Source organism: Streptococcus macedonicus ACA-DC 198 (assembly GCA_000283635.1).
In the GTDB taxonomy this organism is placed as follows: Bacteria; Bacillota; Bacilli; order Lactobacillales; family Streptococcaceae; genus Streptococcus; species Streptococcus macedonicus.
Map to the genome: position 1 here is coordinate 519102 of HE613569.1, position 25536 is coordinate 544637.

The following is a 25536-nucleotide window of genomic DNA, read 5'->3' on the forward strand; positions in this document are numbered from 1 at the left end:
GGAGTCCCTATGTCATTTGAATCGGATATTTTTAGGAAGAAGCGGGTAGTGTTTGAGTGCTTGGTGCCGTTTGGTTTTCAGAAATCACAGGGTGGTTATGAGTTCCGCGAAACTATTTTGGACGGCGCTTTTGAAGTGCATGTCCATATTGCGGTAGATGGGGAGGTGTCAACTTATGTGATTGATACTGATTTGAACGAGGAATATCTTGCCATTCATGTGGCGCAAGCAATGGGAAATTTTGTTGGGCAAGTCAGAGAAGCTTATCTTGCGGTGCTTGAACGTGTGGCGGCAGATTGCTTTGAAGCTCTGCCATTTCTCAATCCACAAACCAATCGTCTCGCACACTACTTGCAAGCGACATATGGCGACATGTATGACCATCCTTTTGAAAAATATCCTGAGTTTTCGTCTTACCGTTATCCGCAGAATCATAAGTGGTATGCGTTGATTATGACGGTTGCGCGTGGAAAGTTGGATTTGGGCGATGAAACGTGGTCAAAAGAGGCGTTAGAACAGAAAATCGAGATTATCAATATCAAAGTTAATCCCAAAGACTTGCCTCGATTGCTTGAAATAAGAGGCATTTACCCATCTTACCATATGAGCAAGAAATCATGGGTGTCGCTAGTGCTGGACGAGACGGTTTCGGATGATTTGCTTTTTTCTTTGGTGAAAAATAGCAGAGCTTTAGTTTCAGGGAAAAGTCTTGGGAGCTTATCTGGGCCTGATTATTGGATTATCCCTGCCAATCTGAAATATTACGATATCGATGCGGAATTTGCAGCAAATTCGATTATTAATTGGACACAAAAAGCCAGTATTAAAGCGGGTGATTATGTTGCCATTTATATTACGGCACCAACACGCGCCCTTCGCTACCTTTGCCGTGTCTTAGAATCCGACATTCCAAATAGCGGTTATCGGGAAGAAAAATCAATTAAAAAATTAATGAAAATTGAGCTATTGCAAACTTTTTCAAATAGCCAATTTCCAATTGCTGTGCTGAAAGAATGTGGTGTCACTAACATTCGTGGACCACGCCGTATGACAAAAGAATTAATTACCTTGATTGATCGAACATAAAATCGTGAAATCTTGTGCGAAAGTGCAAGATTTTTTGTGTTTTATTTTAAAAAGAATTGAAAGAATATTCCAAAAAATACTTCAAAAGTATATACTATTTTAAAAACGGGGGATATTTTTTATATGAAAAAAGCAGAACAGAAAAATGCTAGTTTGCTTGTTTCAAGCAGCGCCATTTCAAAAATTGGAGATGTTTTATTTGATTATGTTAACAATTCATTCTTAGCTAGTTTTAATATGAATTCAATGGTGTTAGTTGGGGTATATCAATCACTTGAAAACATTATGGGAGTCCTTTTTAATCTTTTTGGTGGTGTGATTGCTGACCGTTTTCGTCGAAAGAAAATCATCATTTTGAGTGATTTTTTAAGTGGTCTAGCTTGTATAGCCTTGTCATTTATCAGTGATAATACATGGTTAATTTATGCGATTATTGTAGCCAATGTGTTTTTGGCATTTTTATCATCTTTTTTCAACACCTGCTTATAACGCTTTTACGAAAGAAGTGGTGGAAAAAGACAATATTGCTCTACTAAATTCTTACTTGCAAACAGCGGCTACGGTTGTCAAAATTGTGATTCCAATCGTTGCGGTCGGCGTTTATCGCTTGATAGGTATTCATGGTTCTCTGCTTTTGGATGGTGTTTCCTTTATATTATCAAGCATCATTGTAGTCTTTGTTTCTCCGATTTTAGAAGAAAATACAAAAAACAATCATTTTTCAATGGCTAGTATCTTTCAGGATTTAATCAGTGGCTTTCGTTATTTGGCACAAAAACGCCAAGTTTCGGTTTTGATTGCTCTATCGGCTTCTGTGAATTTTTTTATGGCTGCTTATAACCTATTACTACCTTACAGCAACCAAATGTTCCCGAAAATTACTGAGAATATTTACGGAACATTTTTGATAGCTGAAGCGGTTGGTGGGCTTATTGGTGCTCTTATCAGCGGTAGGGTTAATAAGAAATTATCAACTGACTTGTTAATGACTTTTTTGGCAGTTGCTGGTTTATTTCTTGGTTTAGCACCAATTTTGTACCATATTTTTCCAAATGTTGTTTTTCTGGCGCTATCACCAGCTTTTTGTAGTATCTTTTTGACGGTCTTTAACATTCATTCTTTTTCGCTTGTTCAAAGAGAAGTTGATAGCAATTATTTGGGGCGTGTTTTGGGAATTGTCTTTACAATAGCGGTGCTTTTTATGCCCCTTGGAACAGCTATTTTTACAATCATACTGCGCCCAGACTATGAATTTAATTATCTATTCGTTGGCTTAGCAGTAATCATCTTATCTTTCATTTTCTTGATGTCACTACGCAAAATAAATGATAAAGAATAATATTTGGTCAGAAAATCCTTTTTTAGAAAACTTTTGAAAATTATAACAGTTATTAAAAAAGAATCATTTTAACAATATAAAAAGACTTTGAAGAAGATTACACACACAACTTTTTCAGGTCTTTTTTCTTATATTTTTTTGATAAAAATGACTGAAATTCCTTGATATGATTGACTTATTCTAAATAAATGTAAGGTTTTATAACATAAACTCAAAAAAATTGTAGAAATTTTCAAAAAAGTATTTATTTTTTAAAATCTTAGGTGTATAATAGCTCTATCGTTGTAAAAGCGGTCACGAAATACAAAATTATCTCACTATCTTTATTTATCATTTTGGTATTTCAATAAAAAATTTTTAAGGAGAAGCATATGAAGAAAAGCTTTATTCAGCAACAGCAGGAGATTTCTTTTGTCAAGAATACTTTCACTCAATATTTGATTGATAAACTTGACATCGTTGAAGTGCAAGGACCTATTCTCAGTCAGGTCGGGGATGGTATGCAAGATAATTTGAATGGTATTGAAAATCCCGTATCAGTGCACATAAAACGTATTCCTGATGCTGAATATGAAGTTGTTCATTCACTTGCTAAGTGGAAACGTCATACCTTAGCACGTTTTGGCTTCAATGAAGGAGAAGGGTTTTTCGTACACATGAAAGCTCTCCGACCAGACGAAGAAGAATTAGATCCAATCCACTCTATTTATGTTGACCAATGGGATTGGGAAAAAGTTATTCCAAATGGTCGTCGCAACATCGAATATTTGAAAGAAACAGTTGAACAAGTTTATAAGGCTATTCGTTTGACAGAATTGGCTGTTGAAGCTCGTTTTGATATCGAAGCTGTTTTGCCTAAGAAAATCACATTCATCCACACAGAAGAATTGGTAGAACGTTATCCAGATTTGACACCGAAAGAACGTGAAAATGCTGCCGCTAAAGAATTTGGAGCAATTTTCCTTATCGGTATTGGTGGTATTTTGCCAGATGGTCAACGTCATGATGGTCGTGCACCTGACTACGATGACTGGACTTCTGAATCAGAAAATGGTTACCACGGTCTTAATGGTGATATCATTGTTTGGAATGAAGCTTTGAATTCTGCTTTTGAATTGTCATCAATGGGTATTCGTGTTGACGAGGAAGCTCTCAGACGTCAAGTTAAAATCACTGGTGACGAAGATCGTTTACAACTAGAATGGCATAAAGCTCTTCTTAATGGTCTCTTCCCACTTACTATCGGAGGTGGTATCGGTCAATCTCGTATGGCAATGTTCTTGCTCCGTAAGAAACATATCGGAGAAGTTCAATCAAGTGTTTGGCCACAAGAAGTTCGTGACACTTACGAAAATATTCTTTAAGTAGAAGAAATCTTATTTTAAGGACTAAGAAAAGTCGGCTAGGATAACTAGTCGGCTTTTTGATTTTGGGAATAGAAAAAGTTGTTAGAGCGATTTTCTAACAACTTTTGTAAAATTATTTAAATTAAATTGCTTACCACGGAAGACCTGCTGCAGCAATTTCAGCTTTTGAAGCGTATTGTCCATTTGGACGATGCCATCTGCCACGAGCATCTCTAGAGTATCCACTAGCAGTTTGTTGTTGTGCCTGTTTAGCAGCAGCTTGTTCTTGAGCTTGTTTAGCAGCTTCGGCTTCTTTGGCTTCAATAGCTGAAACGACAGCGTTGATATGGTTGTTGAAAGCTTCCTTTTTAGTTGAATTATTTACCGCATTAACTTTAATTTTAGCATCATCAATGTTATCACGCGATTGGTTATTTTCAAGGTTTTTAACCGCAGTTTCTGCTTTATCTTCTAGTTCTTTTTCTTTTTTAGCTTCAATGGCTGTTTTGACAGTTGCGATACGCTTTTGAAATTTCTCTTTTTTGTCAGCGTCTGTAACAGCATCAACTTTACTTGTTGCTAAAACAAGATTAGCCTGCGTTTGGTCTTTTTCGAAATTTTTTACGGCAGTTTCTGCACTGTTTTCAATCTCTTTAGTCTTTTGAATTTCCTTTTTGCCGATTTCAATGTAATTAGCATTTTCTTCTTTAAAATCAGCCATTTCATCTTGGCTATCTTTTAAGTCTGATTTGGCTTATTTGGCATCTTGGCTAAGCTGTTCAATCTTATCCTCTGCTTGGGAAAATTCTTGACTTTGGTTACCTTGATTAGAAAAACTAGCAATCAATAATACCGATAAAATGGTAATGGCAAGATTTTTCTTGTCTTTAAAGAAAGTTTTAAAATTCATCATAACTCCTTTATCCTAAAAACTTTGACAATTAAAATTATCACAATAATCACATCAAATCTCATTTTTAGTGTAAAGATGACTTGATCATTTTTTAAGGTATTTTATTTGAATTTTGCTATAATGGTTATTATGAGAGTTGTAGCAGGAAAATTTGGTGGGCGTCCTTTAAAGACGCTAGATGGAAAAATTACGCGTCCGACAACAGATAAGGTTAAAGGTGCTATTTTTAATATGATTGGTCCATTTTTTGATGGTGGACGTGTTTTAGATTTGTTTTCTGGTAGTGGAAGTTTAGCGATTGAAGCTATTTCACGCGGAATGGATGAAGCTGTGCTGGTTGAACGCAATCGTCAAGCGCAAGCTATTATTTTAGAAAATATCAAAATGACAAAGTCTGAGCAGCAATTTCACTTGTTGAAAATGAATGCTAATAAGGCAATTGGCGTTGTTAGTGGACAGTTTGATTTGGTACTTTTAGATCCACCATACGCTAAGGAAGAAATTGTCAAAAATATTACGGAATTAGAAGAAGCAGGGCTTTTGTCTGAGGATGTCATGCTGGTTTGTGAGACGGATAAAGCTGTTGATTTACCAGAAAAAATTTCAAATTTTGGCATCTGGAAACAAAAAACATATGGCATTAGTAAGGTTACGGTATATGTTAGGTAGAATTGAGTGATTTTATCACTAATGGAGACAATATGGCTAAAATTGGTTTATTTACGGGGTCTTTTGACCCTGTGACAAATGGGCATCTTGATATCATAGCACGTGCAAGCAAGTTGTTTGACACACTTTTTGTGGGCATTTTTTACAATAAAGCTAAGAATGGCTTCTTTAGCGTTGAAGAGAGACGGCAGATGTTAGAAGAAGCACTGCAAGAATTTCCGAACGTTAAAGTGATTACAGCGCGTGATTCTTTGGTGGTGGATATTGCTAAGCGTTTAGAAGTTGGTTATCTCGTGCGTGGTCTCCGTAATGGGAAAGATTTAGAGTACGAGGCTGATTTAGCGTTTTATAATCATTATCTGGCGTTAGAGATTGAGAGTGTTTTTTTATTGAGCTCTCCTGATTTGGTTCATGTCTCATCAAGTCGCATCCGTGAATTGATTTATTTCCATTCAGATATTTCAGATTTTGTGCCAACAAGTGTTGTCAAAAAAGTGGAGGAAAAATATGGCAATCTTAAAAAGATTTAAAGAGATTTTGAAAAAGTTGGGTCGTATTTTATATCGCTTTAAGTGGTGGATATTAGGTGTTGTAGGCATTGCTTTCTTACTATTTAGCTTGTTGTATCCGCTTGATTACTATATTGAAATGCCTGGTGGTGTTTATGATATTCGTAGCGTTTTAACAGTTGATAATAAGGAAGATGATGAAGATGGCTCTTATAATTTTGTGGCTGTCAAGGTTAGTCAGGCGACCTTGGCACAATTGGTTTATGCTTGGTTAACTCCCTACACAGAAATTTCGACAGCCGCAGATGTGACTGGTGGTTATAGCAATGCTGATTATCTTCGTATCAATGAGTATTACATGGAAACCTCTCAAAATACAGCGACTTATCAAGCCTTAACCTTGGCAGGAAAGGAAGCGACGCTTGATTATCAAGGGGTTTATGTTTTAAATGTTAGTGATAATTCGACGTTTAAAGGGATTTTGAATATCGCTGATACGGTAACTGGGGTTAATGGTCAGACATTTAACAGTTCGGCAGAATTAATGGCCTATGTGGCTGATTTGGATTTAGGGTCTGAGGTAACAGTTCAATATACATCAGACGGCGAAGCAAAAGAAGCCACAGGGAAAATTATTGAATTGTCAAATGGAAAAAATGGTATCGGAATCGGTTTGGTAGATCATACGTCGGTGTCATCAGATGTTGATGTTGATTTTCATACGAGTGGTGTCGGTGGTCCAAGTGCTGGTTTGATGTTTACGCTTGATATTTATGACCAATTAAATGGTGAAGATTTGCGTAAAGGTCGTAAAATTGCTGGTACAGGTACGATTGAATCAGATGGTTCAGTCGGGGATATTGGTGGCGCAGCACTCAAAGTTGTTGCTGCTGCTAAAGCTGGTGCGGATATTTTCTTTGTTCCAAATAACCCTGTGGATGAGGAAACATTGAAAAAAGATCCTGATGCGAAAACGAACTATGAAGAAGCTGTCGAAGCTGCTAAAGACCTCGATACCGATATGAAAATCGTCCCAGTCACAACGGTCCAAGAAGCAATTGACTATCTACGAAACAATGATTAAAACGAAAACATCTCTGTGAGTACGGAGATGTTTTTTGTTCACTTTAAATTAATTTTTTCTTAAGCTTCATTGGGTAAAATTTTCTTAAAATGTAGCAGTAGATTAGTAACAATAGATAGGAGGGAGTTATGACGAACTGGCAAAAGCGATTTGTGATTTGGTTTAATCTTGCCATTTTATTTATATTTTTAGATGTGAGTTTGTTGATATTTATTCGGTCGATTAATAGCGATGGAGTTTATCAGACAATGGAAATGAAATGGTTAACATTTTTGATGTGGACTCTCTGTTATGCTTTTGTTTGGATGTGTCAGGGTGTGGGATATATGTTTTTTAAACACATTAAACAAGCAAGAAAACAAGAAGATAGGCATGTGGTTTAATAGTAGATGATGAGTTGGATTTATAGAGTCTGATTCATTTTTTATGCTTAGTTTAATAAAAACAATACTTTAAATGGTATGAGAAATAGGAATTTTTCCTCGCTTTTCCACATGGGATTTTGTATGGCGTGTTTTACCATGGTGACGAAGTTTGCGAACAACCCCACGAGCACCATGTGAAAGAGACGTGTCGTCAAAGTGACCGCGATAGATAGCTCTATAAATGGTTTGATAACTAATGACGTGTCTTTCTCGTTCTAAACGTAATTGTCCCTCAATTTCTTCTGGCGACCATTGACACTCAAGAAAAAGATGCTTGACGGTCTGACTGAGTTCAGTGTCTATTTCTAATTTCCTTTTTCGCCCACAATGCGATTTAGCGAGACGATAAGCTGTTTGTGCCCTACTAGGCGAATAGTTGCCTTGTTTGGAATGACGTTTTAATTCACGGCTAATACTTGAGGGGTGCCGATGTAATAGTCGTGCTATTTGAGAAAAGGTCATCCCTTTAGTACGATAAATACTTTCTCGTTCATCTATGGTAAAATGATGGTAGCTCATAAGATTTCCTTTCGTAAGATGTTTGTTCAATCCTATTTTACTAGAAAATCTTATGAGTTTTTATTGTGCACTTATATTGTAAATTCAAGGTCAAAAAAATTCTTTGCAGAACGAATTGGGACATTTGTTTTGGTTTTTCTTGGGACAGGAGCAGCTGTCTTGGGCAGTGGAGCAGATAGTGTTGTTGGCTATGCGTAGATTGCATTGGCATTTGGCTTAACGATTGTGGCTTCTGCTTACAGTATTGGTACAGTTTCAGGTGCGATTTGAATCCAGCGGTTTCGATTGCAATGTACTTGAATAAACGTATTGAAGTAAGGAACTTGGTACTTATATTTTAGGACAGGTTGTGGGAGCACTTCTTGGCAGTTTTGCACTTTTAGCCATTACTGGTGATAATGCTACTTTAGGGCAAAATGTTGTTGCGGATGGCTACAGTCTTGTGACAGGCTTCTTAGTAGAAGTGATTTTAACCTTTATCTTTATTTTAGTTATTTTAACAGTAACTTCGAGTCGAAAAGGCAATGCTCAGTTGGCAGGTTTGGTTATCGGACTGACCTTGACGTTAATTCATTTTGTTGGTATTCCAGTAACGGGTATGTCAGCTAATCCAGCACGTAGTTTAGCGCCAGCGCTTTTGGCAGGTGGAGATGCTTTAAGTCAAATTTGAATTTTCATCTTGGCACCAATTGTTGGTGGAGTTCTAGCTTCTATTGTTTCGCAAAGTTTACTTGAAACAGAATAACATATGATAATCTGCATTAGTTTTAACTAGTGCAGTTTGTGTGTACAGATGTTTTTTAAAGGGCTCTCATTTAGGATGTTAATTAAAAAGAGTAAAAGGAGATGTTAAAAATGATGATTAAGTTTCGGAGAAGTAGGCATGTCGGCTAAAGGTAAGCGGTTATTGGTAGTGATAACGCTACTTGGTATCACGACAGTTTGTTCTGTTATTGGCTATCATGTTGACCGCCGTAACGATTTTAAAAGGGCTTATGAACATGGAACGTTATTTGAGCAGCCAGATGTGTTAATGAACAGTCAACGTTATGTAACTGTTATTGAAGAGGCTGACTATGAAGTGGATAAAGTTGATTACGTCATGCATAATCGGATTGTACCGCTCACGACAACTGGTACGCCAGCGATTACGATTGAGTCATCAAGCAATAGTAGTGCCTTTTTTGTGACATTTGAAACGACAGAAGATGAGCAAGAAGTGTCGGTTTATTTTGAGTTAGATGGTGATTTTAATATCGCTTATCAAATGGTAAGAGATGCTCAAGGAAATGATGTTGCTATAACAACGACGCAACAGACGAAATTACTCAATATCGTCAAAAAAGAAGTAAGAAAGATGCTTAAAACGATTTATCGGACAATGTATCCTTAAAAAGTAGTAGGATGAGTTAGCTTTTTAAAGTCTGGCTTATTTTTTTTGTGATAAAAATGGCTTAAAAACGCTAGAATATCACTATTTACACGGAAAATGCTATAATAAAACTATGACAGAAAAGCTAACGATTTTACATTTAAATGATTGGCATTCGCATTTTGAAACCTATCCAAGATTAAAACGATTCTTCCAAGATTATGCTGACCAAGATGCTGAGGTTATCAAGATTGATGTTGGTGACAATATTGATCGTTGGCATCCGATGACTGATGCAACGCAAGGAAAATATAATGTTCAATTGATGAATGAGCTAGGCATTGATTTTGCGACAATTGGGAATAACGAGGGCATTGGACTAGCTAAAAAGATGCTCAATCAAGTCTACGAAAGTGCCAATTTTGATGTGATTTTAGGAAATTTAGAGGATAAAGCTGGGCGTCCAACGTGGGCTAAGCCTTACAAGGTTTATGAGACAGCTCTTGGGACAAAGATTGTCTTTTTAGCCTACACTTTTCCTTATTACCTAACGTATCATCCAGGTGGTTGGCAAGTGCTGGACCCAATCACATGCTTAAAGCGTGATTTGGAAATTCCAGAGGTCAAATCAGCAGATTTCCATATTTTATTGAGTCATCTTGGTTTGCCATTGGATGAAAAAATCACCGCAGAAGTGCCAGAAATTGACTTGATTATTGGTGCTCACACGCATCATGTCTTTGAGGACGGTGCTTGTCTTAATGGCACTTATTTAGCCGCTGCTGGAAAATATGGTCAGTTGGCTGGTGAAATCAACTTGACCTTTGAGCACCATGAGCTGAGCGATATCACCATTCATACCCACGAAACGAGTCATATGCCAAGTAAGCCTGGTGATAAAGAATGGATAGAAACAGTTGAAGCGAATGGTCGCAAACTGTTAAGCCAAGAAGTAGTCAAATCTTTTGACCATGAATTAAGCCTTGATGAGTCATGTCAAATCGTTATGGCAGCAATGAAAGAATACGCTAATGCAGATATTGCCATGATAAATTCTGGTTTAGTGGTGACCCCATTTTCTAAAAATGTCACCAAGGATACACTACATCATTCCTTACCACATCAAATGCGCTTGGCAAGACTAGAAGTGACGACTAACGAATTAACGACGATTTGCAAAGACGTCTTTTCACAAGCAGAATTGTTAGCTAATCAACAAATCCGTGGCATGGGCTTTCGCGGAAAGGAATTTGGTAGGGTTTTAACTAGCGGCTTTGATTACAAAAATGGAAAAATAGTGTATAATAAAAAGGTTACGAATGAAAAGGACACTATCAGTTTAGTCTTAGTTGACCAGTATTACTTTGCACGTTATTTTGAGACCATAAAATCTCACCAAGCAGAGTTACTTTTTCCCGAATTACTACGTGAACTGGTAGAGACCTACCTTAAAAAATAATATGAATTTTAGCGATTAAGAGAGGAGACCGATGAGAAAAGATATCTCTCCTGAAATGTACAATTACAATAAATTCCCCGGTCCGCAATTTGTGGTGTTCTCTGACCGTGTCAAGAGTGATGATATTGAATTGTTAATTTTGGAAAATGAGAAGAATGCTTTTGATGCAACTGTGTTTAGTCAACGTTTTTCAGGAATTTTACTAAAATACGATTATATTGTCGGTGATTGGGGAAATGAACAGTTACGTTTGAAGGGATTTTACAAGGATGACCGAGATGTTAAGAAAACAAATCGCATCTCACGTCTAGACGATTACATTAAGGAATATTGTAATTTTGGTTGTGCTTATTTTGTGCTTGAAAATTTAGAGCCTCGTCGTGTTAAATCTGACGACGATAAGCCAACGAAACGTCATAAATCACAAAAACGCTCATCACAGAAAAAGAAATCAGAACCTAAAAAATCTGACCGCTCGGCAAATAAACATTTTAAGAGCCAAAAACGTAAAGATACAAAAGTATGTGGTGAACATCAACAAAAACGAGAACAACAAAAAGAAATTCAATCGGCAAAAAAACAATTTGTGATTCGCCGAAAAGAGAAATAGGAAGGATTTGGTATTTACAGAATGCAAACAGAAACTAAGGACATGAAGCCCTCGATTTACGGTTTAACACGTGATGAATTGATTGAATGGGCAATCGAACACGGGGAAAAGAAATTCCGTGCGACACAAATTTGGGATTGGCTTTACCGTAAACGTGTCCAATCTTTTGAAGAAATGACAAACATCTCAAAAGATTGTATCGCTGTTTTGAATGAAAACTTCTGCTTGAATCCTTTGAAACAACGTGTGGTTCAAGAAGCTTCTGACGGAACAGTCAAATATTTGTTTGAATTGCCTGATGGCATGTTGATTGAAACAGTATTGATGCGCCAGCATTATGGCTTATCAGTCTGTGTGACATCACAAGTTGGTTGTGACATGGGGTGCTCATTCTGCGCTAGCGGATTGATTAAAAAACAGCGTGATTTGACAAGTGGCGAAATTACATCACAAATCATGATGGTGCAAAAATATTTTGATGAACGTGGTCAAGATGAGCGTGTGAGTCACGTGGTTGTCATGGGAATTGGTGAACCATTTGACAATTACAACAATGTTTTACGCTTCCTACGTACGATTAATGATGACAATGGTTTAGCAATTGGTGCGCGTCATATTACGGTTTCAACATCAGGTTTAGCACATAAAATCCGTGATTTCGCCCACGAAAGCTTGCAAGTGAACCTTGCTGTGTCACTTCATGCGCCAAACAACGAATTGCGTTCACAAATCATGCGTGTTAACCGTTCATTCCCACTTGAAAAACTTTTTGCAGCGATTGAATATTACGTTGAAACAACAAATCGTCGTGTGACATTTGAGTATATCATGCTAAATGAAGTCAATGATTTTCCAGAAAATGCGCAAGAATTGGCTGATTTGACGAAGAAAATCCGCAAGTTGTCTTATATTAACTTGATTCCGTACAATCCAGTATCAGAGCATGACCAATACAGCCGTTCAAGTAAAGAACGTGTAGCTGCTTTTTACGATGTTCTCAAGAAAAATGGGGTTAACTGTGTCGTTCGTCAAGAACACGGAACTGATATTGATGCAGCTTGTGGACAGTTGCGTTCAAATACTATGAAACGTGACCGTCAAAAAGCTGTTGCTGAAAAAACAAACTAATGATGTCAAGATTTTTGGATAAGACTGCTGAATTAACGCCAATGGGACGTCGGATTATAAAGGTGCTTGTGGTTTTATACGCCATAGCCATTTGTTTGATGTGCTTTAGCCCACAAACGACCATTGATGGTATTGAAACACCAAATATCATTTATTACGGTCGTTTACGTTTCTTGCTTATGCCCTTTAACACGTTTGTTGGGTTTAGCCAATTAGACGGATTTTTGGAGATTTTTTTGGTAATTGCGCAAAATGTGATGAATATTTTTCTGCTTTTTCCCTTAATGCTAGGGGTGGTAGCATTATGTCCGAAATTGAGAACGTCGCAAAGAGCTACGTTATTGGCGTTTATTATCAGTCTTTGCATTGAAACTACACAGATTGTGGTGGATTTGCTGTACAATGCTAATCGTGTTTTTGAAATTGATGACCTTTGGACAAATACCTTGGGTGGTTTGCTAGCCTTTTTAGCTTATCAGTGGTTTGTCAAACAATATCAGAAATATCAAAGAGAAAATTAGGTTATAAAGAGTGAGATGACTATTTTCCAATGAATAGTTGTCTTGCTCTTTTATTATTGAAGTCGTGAGTCGTGTTTTAGTTTACGTGGTGTGAAATAATGCTAAGATGAGTTGATGAGGAAATATAACTTGACTTAGAGTTCACTCCAAGGTGTATAATAGCAGCTAGAAAGTAGGTTTTATGAAAATTATAAAAGATCTCTGGTGGTTTTTTCGTCAGGAGAAAAGGCGCTATCTGATTGGGATTATTTCTCTGAGTTTGGTGGCGGTTTTAAATCTTATTCCACCTAAAGTTATGGGAACAGTTATCGACCGTGTGACGGCGGGCGATTTAACACACTCTGAATTACTATTAAATTTATTGTGGCTAGTCTTATCAGCAGTTGCCATGTATTTTTTGCGTTACATTTGGCGCATGTACATTTTTGGAACGTCTTATCGTTTGGGGCAAATTATGCGCTTTAGGCTTTTTGACCATTTCACAAAAATGTCACCGAGTTTTTATCAAAAATACCGAACAGGTGATTTGATGGCGCATGCAACGAATGATATTAATGCCTTGACACGTTTAGCTGGTGGTGGTGTGATGTCAGCAGTTGATGCCACGATTACAGCCATGGTAACCTTAATTACCATGTTTTTTACGATTTCTTGGCAAATGACCTTGGTTGCCATTATTCCGTTGCCGTTCATGGCTTATGCAACCAGTCGTTTAGGACGTCAAACGCACAAGGCGTTTAGTCAATCTCAAGCGGCTTTTTCAGAGCTTAATAACAAGGTTCAAGAGTCGGTTTCTGGTATCAAGGTGACTAAATCTTTTGGTTATCAAGATGATGAGTTACAGTCTTTCCAAGAGACCAATGAAATGACTTTCAAGAAAAATATGACGACCATGAAGTATGATGTCATGTTTGACCCTTTGGTGCTTTTATTTATCGGAGCAAGCTATGTGTTAACATTATTTATGGGAGCAATCATGGTTGCGGCTGGTCATGTGACGGTCGGTAGTCTGGTAACGTTTATTACTTACTTAGATATGCTTGTCTGGCCTTTGATGGCGATTGGTTTTTTATTCAATATGGTGCAACGTGGATCGGTTTCCTATGAGCGAATTAGTCAGCTATTGCAACAAGAATCAGATGTTAAAGAAGCCGAAAATCCACTCCCAGCGATTAAAAATGGGCGTTTGGTTTACGATATCGATGCTTTTCACTATGAAAATGAAGAAACGCTTGCGGATATTCATTTTGCGCTTGAACAAGGTCAGACTTTGGGCTTAGTTGGGCAAACAGGTTCTGGAAAGACAACTTTAATTCGCTTGCTACTGCGGGAATATGATTTGCAAGAGGGACAAATCACGCTTGACGGGCATGATATTAGAGAATATCGATTGGCTGATTTACGTCGCTTGATTGGCTATGTTCCCCAAGACCAATTTTTATTTGCGACGAGTATTTTAGAAAATATTCGTTTTGGGAATCCGAAAAGCTCTTTGGCGCAGGTTGAAGCAGCAGCTAAATTAGCGAGGGTTTATGACGATATTGTAGCAATGCCTGACGGTTTTGAGACAGTGATTGGTGAAAAGGGTGTCAGTCTGTCTGGTGGGCAAAAGCAACGTATTGCCATGAGTCGTGCCATGATTCTTGACCCTGATATTTTGATTTTAGATGATTCTCTTTCAGCGGTTGATGCCAAGACCGAGCATGCAATTATTGAAAATCTTAAAGAAACACGGCAGAATAAGTCAACGATTATCACGGCGCATCGTTTAAGTGCAGTGGTTCATGCTGATTTGATTTTGGTGCTGCAAGACGGACATATTATTGAGCGTGGTCGTCACGAGGAACTTATTAAACAAGGTGGTTGGTACGCTGATACCTATGAAGCTCAACAATTAGAAATGGAAGAAGATGCTGATGAAGAATAATGCAAATCAATGGCGGGTTTTTAAGCGTCTCATGAGCTATCTCAAGCCATATAAATTTTTGACAGCTTTGGCTTTAGCTTTGCTATTGTTGACGACGGTGGTAAGAAGTGTCATTCCTTTGATTGCTTCTTACTTTATCGATCATTTTTTGACTGATATGAATCAGACAGCTATGTTGATTTTGGTTGGTTATTATCTCATGTATGTCTTGCAGACGATTATCCAATATTTTGGGAATTTCTATTTTGCGCGTGTGTCATACAGCATTGTCCGAGACATTCGTCGAGATGCCTTTGCCAATATGGAAAAACTGGGAATGGCTTATTTTGACCAGACGCCAGCAGGTTCGATTGTGTCGCGTTTAACCAATGATACGGAAGCTGTCAGTGATATGTTTTCAGGAATTTTGTCTAGTTTTATTTCAGCGATTTTCATTTTCACGGTAACGTTATTGACCATGTTAAGATTGAACGCTGTTTTGACGGGTTGGGTTGCTATTTTTCTCCCCTTTATTTTTATTTTGGTTAATCTTTATCGTAAGAAGTCGGTTGCAGTCATTGAAAGGACACGTGCTTTGTTGTCGGATATTAACAGTAAACTTTCTGAGAGTATTGAAGGGATACGTATCATTCAATCTTTTAGTCAAGAGGACCGTTTGAAAGACGAATTTGAAGCGATTAATGAGGAGCACGTGCTCTATGCCAATCGTTCCATGGCGTTAGATAGTCTTTTTCTTCGCCCAGCTATGTCGCTGTTAAAACTCCTTGCTTATGCTATTTTAATGGCTTATTTTGGTTTTCGTGGCATGGAAATTGGGATTTCAGCAGGGTTAATGTACGCTTTCATTCAGTATGTTAATCGATTATTTGACCCTTTGATTGAAGTGACGCAGAATTTTTCAACGCTACAAACGTCAATGGTTTCAGCTGGTCGTGTGTTTGATTTGATTGATGAACGGCAGTACGAACCTGAACAAAAAAATGGCGAAGCAACCGTGCAAGCTGGGAATATTGAATTTAAAAATGTCAGCTTTTCTTATGACGGTGAACGCCAAATTTTAGATAATATCTCATTTAAGGTAAATCAAGGCGAAACGATTGCCTTTGTTGGCTCGACAGGTTCTGGTAAATCATCGATTATCAATGTTTTCATGCGCTTTTATGAATTTCAGTCTGGAGAAGTTTTGCTTGACGGCGTTGATATTCGTGAGTATCCTAAAGAAGAGTTGCGCCGTAATATCGGTCTCGTTTTGCAAGAACCTTTCTTATATCATGGTACAATTAAGTCCAATATCAAGATGTATCAGGATATTTCAGACGAAGCTGTTCAAGCCGCTGCGGCATTTGTAGATGCTGATCAATTCATTCAAAAATTACCTGAAAAATACGAGACAAAAGTCACCGAACGTGGTTCGAGTTTTTCAACAGGACAACGTCAGTTAATAGCTTTTGCAAGAACCGTGGCTAGTCAGCCTAAAATCCTTATCCTTGATGAAGCGACAGCTAATATTGATTCTGAAACTGAAACCATTGTTCAAGAATCATTGAAAAAAATGCGCCAAGGTCGGACAACGATTGCTATTGCGCACCGTTTGTCAACGATTCAAGATGCTAATTGCATTTACGTGCTGGACAAAGGCAAGATTATCGAATCTGGCAACCATGACGAACTCCTTAGCCAAAAAGGTACTTACTATCGCATGTATCAATTACAAGCAGGCATGATGGAGAACTAAGGGAGTGAGACAAATAAAGTCTCTAGTGGAGACTTTATTCATGAACCTAAAAATTAAAAGGCGAATCAGTAGTTTCGCAGAAACTTGATTTCTCAGTAAGTCTTAATTTCTTGTTGCTGACCTAAAACGGTCTATCCCCAGATTGTTGAAGTCCAAACTACTGCGTCTTGTAAATAATAACTATGTAAACAAAGAAGCTGAGCACTTTTTGTCCCAGCTTCTTTTTTAGTCTCTAAAACATGACAAAAGTCATGTGATATCATGACATTATGAGCTAAAAAGCTTGGCTATTTTTTCATAAAATAAATTTATCACAGATGAGAAAATTGGAGATAATGAAATGATAACAGTTGAGAATTTATCTAAAACAATTAAAGGAAAGTCGATTTTGCAAGATATTTCCTTTGAAGTAGTTGCTGGAGATTGTGTGGCATTGATTGGTCCTAATGGCGCTGGTAAAACAACCTTGATGTCATGCTTGTTAGGTGATTTGAAAATCAGCAAAGGAAAGATAGTCATCAATGCTTTAGCACCGAAAAGTCAGCAATTAAAAGAAATCGTAGCCGTGTTACCACAGGAAAATCGTTTGCCGCAAAAGTTAAGAGTGTCTGAACTCATTGAATTTTTCAAGTCCATTGCCAAGACACCTTTAGTAGACCAAGAAATTGATAAGATTTTGCAATTTAGCGAGGAACAAAAAGCCCAATTGACAGAGAAATTGTCTGGTGGACAAAAACGCTTATTAGCATTTGCCTTATGCCTCATTAGCCAACCGAAAATTCTTTTCTTAGACGAACCAACGGCAGCAATGGATACCTCAACACGTCAGCATTTTTGGCAGATTATCCAAAGTCTGAAAGCAAAGGGTGTAACGATTTTTTATTCGAGCCATTATATTGAAGAAGTGGAACATACGGCAGAACGCATTTTGGTCTTGCATCATGGAAAATTGCTGCGTGATACGACACCGTTTGCCATGCGAGAAGCTGAACACGAAAAACAGCTGACTTTACCAAAAACCTTTTTGCCGATAGTGGAAAAATTACCACATATTGATAATATTGAACTGAAAAACGACACGGTGACATTTATGACCAAAGAGATTGATAGTGTCTGGCAGAAATTGCAAGAGCAAGGTTGCCAGATTACCGATATTGAAATTCAAAATAAAACGTTATTAAATACATTGTTTGACCAAACACAGGAGGATGAAAAATGATTGCTTTATTGAAAATTGAATGGATTAAAACATGGCGTTTTTGGATGACCTTTGTTTTGTCGATTGGTATGCCTGTTTTCTTTTTCTTGTTTTTCTCAGGTATGGAACTGTCGTCGAATTCTGAAGAACAAAAAGTGCTTGTGACAGCTTACATGCTGACAATGACTGCTTTTTCTATGTCAAGTTTTGGATTTTTCTCATTTCCAGCTATGCTTGTTGAGGATAAAACGAATCATTGGTTGACTTATATTGAACATTCTTCTGTTCCTATTTGGCAGTATTATTTGGCAAAAGTGATTCGTGTCTTGTTTTGCTTCTTACTTTCTATCGTGGCGACCTTTTTATTTGGAGCTATTTTCCGCGGGGTGAGCATGCCACTTAGTCGTTGGTTTGGAGCAGGTGCTTTGTTGTTGGTATCAAGTTTCCTTTTCTTAGCATTTGGGCTATTAATTTCACAAATTAAATCACAACAATTAATGACGATTGTCGGAGATATTTCTTTCATTGGTTTAGCCATTATCGGTGGTTCATGGATGCCGATTGAGAATTTCCCAGACTGGATGCAAAAGATTTCTAAAGTAACACCAGTTTATCATGTGAATCAATTGGTGACACAGTTTGCTCAAAAGGGGCAGATAAATGGCAAGTCCTTGATTATCATACTCGGCTATGTCATAATAATAGCAGCATTAGCGCTTATGATTAAGAATAAAACTGAGGTTAAATGATATTGAAAAGAATTAGGGGCATTCATCCGTTATTTTATATGCCATTAGCATTTCTAGCATTCCCTGTTTTAGGGGCATTCTTTTTTGATTACCCAACTTGGACACTTGGGATAACTTTTCTGTTTTTACTAAGCTATTTATTTCTCACACATTTTGAAGAAAATATCCTAACAAACCTTTGCTGGATTTTTATGCTACTTTATATTGTTTATATGACAATTTATGTAGATGGTGGCATGATGTGGTTTACCTTTTATTTTAATAGTTTGCTAGTTTTTCGATTTCAAGATAATTACACTTCCTTTCGATTTCTCGCTTATGATTTAGCAATGCTGTTTATGATTATTGCTGGTGTCAGTTTGGCAGATGACTTATCGTCACGGGTAATGATTTTTTTGGTTCCTGTTGTTAATTATGGCATTTTAGTTTATTGGATGGATGATCAAAAAAATGAAATTCAACGAAAAGCAATCATGGAAAAGAATCGCACCATTAATCTTTTATTGGCTGAAAATGAGCGAAACCGTATTGGGCGTGATTTGCATGATACTTTGGGGCAAGTTTTTGCGGCAATGACCTTAAAAACAGAATTAGCACTCAAGCAATTGGAAAAAGAAAAATATGACCTTGTCAAAAAAGAGTTGGAAGAATTGAATCAAACCAGTCGTTCTTCCATGCATGATGTCAGAAACATTATCAATAATCTCAAATTCAGAACGGTGAGCGAAGAAATTGAGCATTTGAATGAGTTTTTTGCCATGACAGATATTGATTATCAGCTGCAAAATGATTTGAATGTGGAAGCCATGGCACCCTTGATGCAGTCAAGTATCGGTATGATTTTGCGTGAATTAAGCAATAACGTCATCAAGCACAGCCAAGCGCAAACTTGCCGTATTCACCTTTTTGAAAACCAAGAAAAATTAGTGATGACCATTACAGATGATGGAATTGGTTTTGACGACTTAACAGGAAATGAATTAAAATCCATTCGTGACCGTTTGCTGTTTGTCAAGGGAGATATGGAGATTTTATCTCAAGCTAAACCAACTATGATTCAAGTTAGTATCAGTTCAAAGGAGAATTAAGATGAAATTGTTAGTTGCCGAGGACCAATCCATGTTGCGAGACGCGCTGTGCCAATTGCTTCTTATGGAAGATGATGTCGATGAGATTTTGCAAGCAGGAGATGGCGTGCAAGCTATTGGCATGTTACAAGTGGAAAATGTTGATGTGGCTATCCTTGATGTGGAAATGCCGAAAAAATCAGGTCTGGATGTTTTGGAATGGATTCGAAAACATAAGGAAATGAAAGTGATTATTGTGACCACGTTTAAGCGCGTGGGCTATTTTGAACGAGCCGTTAAGGCAGGTGTTGACGCTTATGTCCTAAAAGATCGCTCAACATCAGAACTCATGACGACCATTCACACGGTGCTTGCAGGGAAAAAGGAATACTCATCAGAGCTCATGGAAAACATGATGACCCAAGATAACCCACTTAGCCAACAAGAAAAACGCATATTACAATTAATATCACTTGGCAAAACAAACCAAGAAATCGCTGATACCCTTTACCTCTCAAACGGAACTGTCCGAAATTACATCTCATCTATCCTTAACAAATTATCCGCCAACAACCGCGTAGAAGCCATAAGAATCTCCGAAGAACACGGATGGGTGTAGGGGGAAATTTTTTCTAGCTGAAAGCAACTGCTTGGCAATGTAATATCATCAATGAAAGCGCATCTTTTAAAAGTTGATACCATGTATATTTTTTGTTTCTGAGATGAGGTGGTAGAAAATTATGCGTAACTATTTTATTGTCTTTGATAATATTTATCTTCGTTTTGCTGGTTTGCCAAGTATTATTCATTTATTAATTCAATTTGTTGCTTTTTTATTTTGGCTGAGGGATTTTTTCGTACCTACTCTCGAAAAGAATATTACAAAAGGTTGTGAATAGCTTGATGTAGATTTGTGACTTATTTCACTGGCTTTATTGAAAGAAAAAGAGATTTCTGAAGTATCTTTTTGACCTTAGCGATATCATTTAGCGTGATATGGCTGATTGATACAGCTAAGAAAGTCAAAGGAAATTAAAAGAACTTTGCTAAATGTGGTGGGCGGTAGCACTTGCTGTTGGGGGCATGGTAATAAGTGAAGATGGTTTACCCATTATTCCATCTGTTTTTATCACCAAAAGGCAAAACAAGCGGTGATCTATTTCTTTACGCTTTATGGTGGCTTGAGTTTAGTCATAAAATAAGGCTTTGAGTTGTTTTGTGTGAATTCGTATCGGATGGGATTTTTAGTGACTTCTTTTATGCACCTCTATAATGGAATGGTGAAAAAGGGCAATCAAGACTTTATCAAAAGTGTTTTTTCTATTTTTTTTATTCTTTGCATTTATGGATTTTAGCTATGATAAGTGTTGTTATAAAGTGAAATTATTTTAGAGGAGGTTGAGGCAAAGATGCGCAGCCTCTTTGTTTATGTCACTCAAACCAATTATCGTGGAAGGTATCAATAAAAGATATTTTCTTTGGTCTGGAGAATAAAAAATAAGTTGTTTTGAAAAAACATGTTAGATGATATAATGATGATATGAATAAAGAAAGATTGCATATTGTTTTAAACACAGACATTATTGACCAGTTGAATCTTGCGAGTGGGCAAGAGCTGGAAGCCGAGTTATACGCTGATAAATTAGTGCTGCAAAGAGAAGAAGAGGCTGAACGGCGTACCCTTTCGAGTTGGGTATTAATTATTGCGACTGTTTTGCTTAGTGTGGTCTTTTTTGCCATTAGTTCTATGCAGGACAAGAGTCAGATTTTATTAGTTGGCGACTACTCGATTATCACCTTTTTGATTGGCTTTGGCGGGGTGCTAGGAATGGCAATTTTTACCATTACCTTCATTCTCAATCGTCGTCTATTTCTGGGTGGGCTAAAAGCACGTGTTTTCTGGCGGATGCTTCCCGTCATTATCATATCCTTTACGGTTATTTTGTTGCTGGCTTTGCTAGGGTTTGGTTGGCTATTGGAACAGATTTTTACAGGAGCGTCTTTTGATAAATTAACAGCTACCTTGCTTTTAGGGATTTCGATTTATGCTCTAAGTGCGCTTTGGGGGCAAATAGCAGAGCAGATTAGAGCAAGTTGGTTGACGACAGTATTTATGGTTATTATGATTAGTGGCGTTTTTATCTCCATGGCAACCAATAGTTCATTGCAATGGTGGCACTTTAATCTTAGTTTTTTAGGAACAAAAGAAGCTAAAGATAGCTGGCAATTCAATTTGACCTTAATGTTGTCGGCGCTGATTTTAATTGCGTTGGTTGATTACCTCTTTATCGCTCTCGGTGAAAAATACGGCAGAAATTGGAAATTACGACTGATGCGCGTGATGCTAACTCTACTAGGGCTTGATTTGGGTGCTGTTGGCTATTTTCCAAATAATGCCAACTCACATCTTTTGCATACCCGTGTGGCTGGTTACTTGGTTTTTATTATCATTGCCTTGATTATCAGTATTAAATGGCTTTTACCAAATGTGACCCGAGATTTTCTGGTAATGTCGTATGTGATTGGAGGCATGTTAGTTGGACTCGAAGTAGCTTTTGAGGTGGTTCACTATTTGTCTTTGACAGCATTTGAAATAAGTGCTTTCTTATTAGCTTTTACATGGCTAATTAGGCTTATCAATCATTTGGAGCGCCTACCTGTTCCAGAAAAGAAAATCATGACCGTTACGCTTGAATCATTTTAATCTTTTTAACATCATCTCTAAGCTTTTAGTCTGAAAATACGGGTGACTAGTGGTTTGGAGATATTTTTTCACATTAAAGCTCTTTTTAGGGGCTAAAAACGTACATTTTGGTGAAAAATGTTGTATTTTTTAGAAAATTCTCAAAAAACGCTTGACAAGGAGAAAAGCGGTGGGTATAATGTTAATCAATCAGAAAGTAACAAGGATTTGCTTACAGAGAGCCCGTGATTACTGTGAACGGGTAGCAGGTGGTTGTGAAATTGGGCTGATGGTATATTGTTGAAGATAAGAAATAGTTTTCAGGTGAGCACCCCTTATCGTGCAGCTCCTTGCTAGAGGAGATAGAGATGACGGAGCATGATTTTCCGTTAAATTGAGGTGGCACCGCGCTAATAGATTAGACGTCCTCACACAGAAGTTTTTTTCTGTGTGAGGTTTTTTGTTTAGCATAAGTGAGTTAGGTAGCAAACTGCGAAAAGATTTCTTAAAAACAAAGTGAAGCAAACGCTGATGATGAGTTGAGAATTAGTGGTACGTTTCAGGTAGGCACTCCTTATTGTGCAGCTCCTTGTTGGAGGAGATAGAGATGACGAAACTTATTTTTCGTTAAATTGAGGTGGCACCGCGCTAATAGATTAGACGTCCTCACACAGAAGTTTTTTTCTGTGTGAGGTTTTTTGTTTAGCATAAGTGAGTTAGGTAGCAAACTGCGAAAAGATTTCTTAAAAACAAAGTGAAGCAAACGCTGATGATGAGTTGAGAATTAGTGGTACGTTTCAGGTAGGCACCCCTTATCGTGCAGCTCCTTATTGGAGGAGATAGAGATGACGAAACTTATTTTTCGTTAAATGAGGTGGCACCGCGCTAACTAGCTTTAGACGCCCTCACACAGAAGTTTTTTCTGTGTGGGGTTTTTTGTTTAAAAATGGAGGAGAGGTAATGAGAGATTTAGCAGCAGTTCGTCAAGAAATAGATAAGATAGACGAACACTTAATCACATATTTAGCTAAACGACAGTGTTTAGTTGAAGAAGCAGGGCTCCTAAAACCTAAGAATGATACTCAAGCGGTAAATACGCAAGAACGTGTTGAAGAAGTCATTAGAATTAGAAATTGTTGTGAGCGTGCACGAGCAGCAAATTCATCTCCTCGCATTGCAGAAGCTATCTGGCGAACGATGATTGGAGCGTTTATAGCGTTAGAGACAGAAGTAAATAGTCAGTCAAAAAAATAGAAAAGAGTTTTTTATGCGAAAAATTTTAACTGCTGATACTTTAACACCTATTCTTGCTTATATGCGAGTTCAAGGTGAGCATAAGGTTATTCTTGAATCAATTCCACGAGAAAAAGAAAATGCGCGTTTTTCAATCGTGGCTTACAATCCTGTTTTTGAAATCAAATATGAAAATGGCGAGATAACCGAAAATGGTCAAGTCATTACTGGTGACCCTCTTGATTATCTCAATCACGTAACGGTCAAGGGAGAAGCTACTGATTTGCCTTTTGGTGGCGGTGCAATTGGCTTTGTCGGTTATGACATGATTAGCCTTTATGAAAATATCGGAGACATTCCTGAAGATACTATTGAAACGCCAGATATGCATTTCTTTGTTTACGAGTCTTATTTAATTTTTGATCATAAGACAGAAAAAGTTTACGTGGTTGAAGATAATATTTACAGTCATCGTGACAATGATGCGACACGTCAAGCGCTTGGTAAGGTCGTCAAAGATTTGCAAACACAAGCGCCAAATGAATTTTCTCCACAGGAATTACATCCTTTAACCTTCAAGCACCATATTGAAAAAGAAAAATTTGAACAGATAGTGAATACGGCTAAGAAACTAATTCGTGAGGGAGATATGTTCCAATGCGTGTTTAGTCAACGTTTCTCAAGTCCGTTTGAGGGTGACCCGCTTGATTACTATCGCAATTTGCGCGTGACAAATCCGTCAAATTATCTCTATTTCTATGATTTTGGCGATTATCAGATTATTGGCGCAAGTCCAGAAAGTTTGGTTTCTGTGAAAAATGGCGAAGTCACTACAAATCCGATTGCAGGCACACGTCCAAGAGGGGCAAACGATGCTGAAGATGCTGCGCTAGCTAAAGACTTGCAAGCTGACATCAAAGAAACAACTGAGCACCGTATGCTAGTGGATTTAGGACGAAATGATATTGGAAGAATTTCTCAAAACGGTACGGTCAAGGTGACGAAATACATGGAAGTTGAGTATTTTCGTTATGTCATGCATTTGACGAGCGTGGTTAAGGGGCAATTGCTACCAGATGTGCAAAGTATTAATGCTTTGAAAACGACTTTACCAGCTGGTACCGTATCAGGTGCACCGAAAATTCGTGCCATGAAACGCATTTACGAATTGGAAGAAGAAAAGCGTGGTGTTTATGCGGGAGCGATTGGTTATCTTTCGGCAACTGGTGACATGGATTTTGCCATTGCGATTCGGACAATGATTCTCAAAAATCAAAAAGCTTACGTGCAAGCAGGAGCAGGAATTGTTTATGATAGCGTAGCAGAAAATGAATTTTACGAAACGATTAATAAAGCTAAAGCGATGACACGAATAGGGGATAGCCAATGATTTTACTAATTGATAATTATGATTCTTTTACCTATAACCTAGCACAATATTTGGGAACTTTTTCAGACGTTCAAGTGTTGCGAAATGATGATGCGGCATTGGAAGCAGCTGCTCAAACCGCTGATGCGCTTGTTTTATCACCAGGTCCTGGTTGGCCAGCTGATGCTGGAAAATTGGAAGAAATGATTCGTTTATTTGCTGGAAAGAAACCTATTTTAGGAATTTGTCTTGGGCATCAAGCGATTGCTGAAACCTTTGGTGGAAAGCTCGGCTTGGCTAAAAATGTCATGCATGGCAAGCAAAGCGATATTGAGCTTTTGGCAGAATCACCTGTTTTTTCAAATCTAGCAAATGAATTACCAATAATGCGTTATCATTCGATTGTTGTGACGGAGATGCCAGAAGAGTTTGAGGTCGTGGCAAAAACAACGGACGACCAAGAAATTATGGCAATTCAACACAAGAACTTGCCAATCTATGGGCTTCAATTTCACCCAGAAAGTATTGGCTCACCAGATGGGCTTCAAATGATTGAAAACTTTGTGCGATTAGTTGTTGAGAAATAAAGCGAGGA

General features: G+C 37.7%; 22 protein-coding genes and 4 pseudogenes. 24 read left to right on the forward strand and 2 right to left on the reverse strand.

All coding sequences use genetic code 11. The features are described from left to right. Positions 1–9 precede the first annotated feature (9 nt). The 3 genes and pseudogenes from SMA_RS02795 to asnA all read left to right on the forward strand — a co-directional run bounded on the left by SMA_RS02795 (position 10) and on the right by asnA (position 3789). A complete protein-coding gene (locus SMA_RS02795; protein ID WP_014294108.1) occupies positions 10–1086 on the forward strand; it encodes an MmcQ/YjbR family DNA-binding protein in 1077 nt (358 codons plus the stop codon). 123 nt (positions 1087–1209) lie between these two features. Next, a pseudogene (locus SMA_RS02800) lies at positions 1210–2425 on the forward strand (MFS transporter). A 371-nt stretch (positions 2426–2796) separates the two neighbouring features. Further along, positions 2797–3789 (forward strand): aspartate--ammonia ligase, encoded by a 993-nt coding sequence (gene asnA / locus SMA_RS02805; RefSeq protein ID WP_014294109.1) that lies wholly within the window; start codon positions 2797–2799, stop codon positions 3787–3789. Positions 3790–3922: 133 nt separating this feature from the next. Here asnA and SMA_RS02810 read toward each other — a convergent pair. Further along, positions 3923–4681 (reverse strand): annotated as a pseudogene (locus SMA_RS02810) (hypothetical protein). Positions 4682–4813: 132 nt separating this feature from the next. Here SMA_RS02810 and rsmD point away from each other — a divergent pair. The 4 genes from rsmD (at position 4814) to SMA_RS02830 (ending at position 7329) form a co-directional block, all read left to right on the forward strand. After that, complete coding sequence (gene rsmD / locus SMA_RS02815; RefSeq protein ID WP_039670565.1) at positions 4814–5353, forward strand: 16S rRNA (guanine(966)-N(2))-methyltransferase RsmD; 540 nt, start codon at positions 4814–4816, stop codon at positions 5351–5353. Positions 5354–5385: 32 nt separating this feature from the next. Next, a complete protein-coding gene (gene coaD / locus SMA_RS02820) occupies positions 5386–5883 on the forward strand; it encodes a pantetheine-phosphate adenylyltransferase (RefSeq protein ID WP_014294113.1) in 498 nt (165 codons plus the stop codon). Next, positions 5861–6946, forward strand: coding sequence for a SepM family pheromone-processing serine protease (locus tag SMA_RS02825; protein ID WP_014294114.1), 1086 nt, complete (start codon positions 5861–5863; stop codon positions 6944–6946). Before coaD ends, SMA_RS02825 begins: the two co-directional genes overlap by 23 nt. A 128-nt stretch (positions 6947–7074) precedes the next feature. Continuing rightward, complete coding sequence (locus SMA_RS02830) at positions 7075–7329, forward strand: DUF3923 family protein (protein WP_014294115.1); 255 nt, start codon at positions 7075–7077, stop codon at positions 7327–7329. Between the two features lie 72 nt (positions 7330–7401). Here the strand turns inward: SMA_RS02830 and SMA_RS02835 are convergent. Next, a pseudogene (locus SMA_RS02835) lies at positions 7402–7890 on the reverse strand (transposase); the annotation flags it as partial. 75 nt (positions 7891–7965) lie between these two features. Here SMA_RS02835 and SMA_RS02840 point away from each other — a divergent pair. The 17 genes and pseudogenes from SMA_RS02840 to SMA_RS02920 all read left to right on the forward strand — a co-directional run bounded on the left by SMA_RS02840 (position 7966) and on the right by SMA_RS02920 (position 25528). After that, positions 7966–8635: pseudogene (locus SMA_RS02840) on the forward strand (MIP/aquaporin family protein). Positions 8636–8773: 138 nt separating this feature from the next. Continuing rightward, positions 8774–9283 carry a hypothetical protein gene (locus SMA_RS02845; RefSeq protein WP_014294119.1) on the forward strand — a complete coding sequence of 170 codons (510 nt, stop codon included), beginning with the start codon at positions 8774–8776 and terminating at the stop codon, positions 9281–9283. A gap of 112 nt (positions 9284–9395) precedes the next feature. Further along, a complete protein-coding gene (locus SMA_RS02850) occupies positions 9396–10721 on the forward strand; it encodes a bifunctional metallophosphatase/5'-nucleotidase (RefSeq protein ID WP_014294120.1) in 1326 nt (441 codons plus the stop codon). A gap of 31 nt (positions 10722–10752) precedes the next feature. Then, positions 10753–11331 carry a YutD family protein gene (locus tag SMA_RS02855; RefSeq protein WP_014294121.1) on the forward strand — a complete coding sequence of 193 codons (579 nt, stop codon included), beginning with the start codon at positions 10753–10755 and terminating at the stop codon, positions 11329–11331. Between the two features lie 21 nt (positions 11332–11352). Then, positions 11353–12459, forward strand: coding sequence for a dual-specificity RNA methyltransferase RlmN (gene rlmN, locus SMA_RS02860; protein ID WP_014294122.1), 1107 nt, complete (start codon positions 11353–11355; stop codon positions 12457–12459). A 2-nt stretch (positions 12460–12461) separates the two neighbouring features. Beyond that, complete coding sequence (locus SMA_RS02865) at positions 12462–12980, forward strand: VanZ family protein (RefSeq protein WP_044563210.1); 519 nt, start codon at positions 12462–12464, stop codon at positions 12978–12980. 181 nt (positions 12981–13161) lie between these two features. After that, complete coding sequence (locus SMA_RS02870; RefSeq protein WP_014294124.1) at positions 13162–14907, forward strand: ABC transporter ATP-binding protein; 1746 nt, start codon at positions 13162–13164, stop codon at positions 14905–14907. Next, positions 14897–16642: an ABC transporter ATP-binding protein gene (locus tag SMA_RS02875; protein ID WP_014294125.1), complete on the forward strand. Its 1746-nt coding sequence runs from the start codon at positions 14897–14899 to the stop codon at positions 16640–16642. The genes SMA_RS02870 and SMA_RS02875 overlap by 11 nt, the downstream gene beginning before the upstream one ends. Positions 16643–16982: 340 nt before the next feature. Next, positions 16983–17861, forward strand: a complete 879-nt coding sequence (locus SMA_RS02880; RefSeq protein ID WP_014294126.1) for an ABC transporter ATP-binding protein — start codon at positions 16983–16985, stop codon at positions 17859–17861. Next, positions 17858–18589 (forward strand): ABC transporter permease, encoded by a 732-nt coding sequence (locus SMA_RS02885; RefSeq protein ID WP_014294127.1) that lies wholly within the window; start codon positions 17858–17860, stop codon positions 18587–18589. Before SMA_RS02880 ends, SMA_RS02885 begins: the two co-directional genes overlap by 4 nt. After that, positions 18586–19677 (forward strand): sensor histidine kinase, encoded by a 1092-nt coding sequence (locus tag SMA_RS02890; RefSeq protein ID WP_014294128.1) that lies wholly within the window; start codon positions 18586–18588, stop codon positions 19675–19677. Before SMA_RS02885 ends, SMA_RS02890 begins: the two co-directional genes overlap by 4 nt. A 1-nt stretch (position 19678) precedes the next feature. Beyond that, on the forward strand, positions 19679–20275 hold the full coding sequence (locus SMA_RS02895; RefSeq protein WP_014294129.1) for a response regulator transcription factor: 597 nt from the start codon (positions 19679–19681) through the stop codon (positions 20273–20275). 121 nt (positions 20276–20396) lie between these two features. Beyond that, positions 20397–20555: a hypothetical protein gene (locus SMA_RS11835; protein ID WP_014294130.1), complete on the forward strand. Its 159-nt coding sequence runs from the start codon at positions 20397–20399 to the stop codon at positions 20553–20555. A 641-nt stretch (positions 20556–21196) separates the two neighbouring features. Further along, complete coding sequence (locus tag SMA_RS02905; RefSeq protein ID WP_014294131.1) at positions 21197–22360, forward strand: permease; 1164 nt, start codon at positions 21197–21199, stop codon at positions 22358–22360. A 939-nt stretch (positions 22361–23299) separates the two neighbouring features. Next, complete coding sequence (locus tag SMA_RS02910; protein ID WP_014294132.1) at positions 23300–23593, forward strand: chorismate mutase; 294 nt, start codon at positions 23300–23302, stop codon at positions 23591–23593. Between the two features lie 13 nt (positions 23594–23606). Then, on the forward strand, positions 23607–24962 hold the full coding sequence (gene trpE / locus SMA_RS02915) for an anthranilate synthase component I (protein ID WP_014294133.1): 1356 nt from the start codon (positions 23607–23609) through the stop codon (positions 24960–24962). Continuing rightward, on the forward strand, positions 24959–25528 hold the full coding sequence (locus SMA_RS02920; protein WP_009853664.1) for an aminodeoxychorismate/anthranilate synthase component II: 570 nt from the start codon (positions 24959–24961) through the stop codon (positions 25526–25528). Before trpE ends, SMA_RS02920 begins: the two co-directional genes overlap by 4 nt. Positions 25529–25536: the final 8 nt, after the last annotated feature.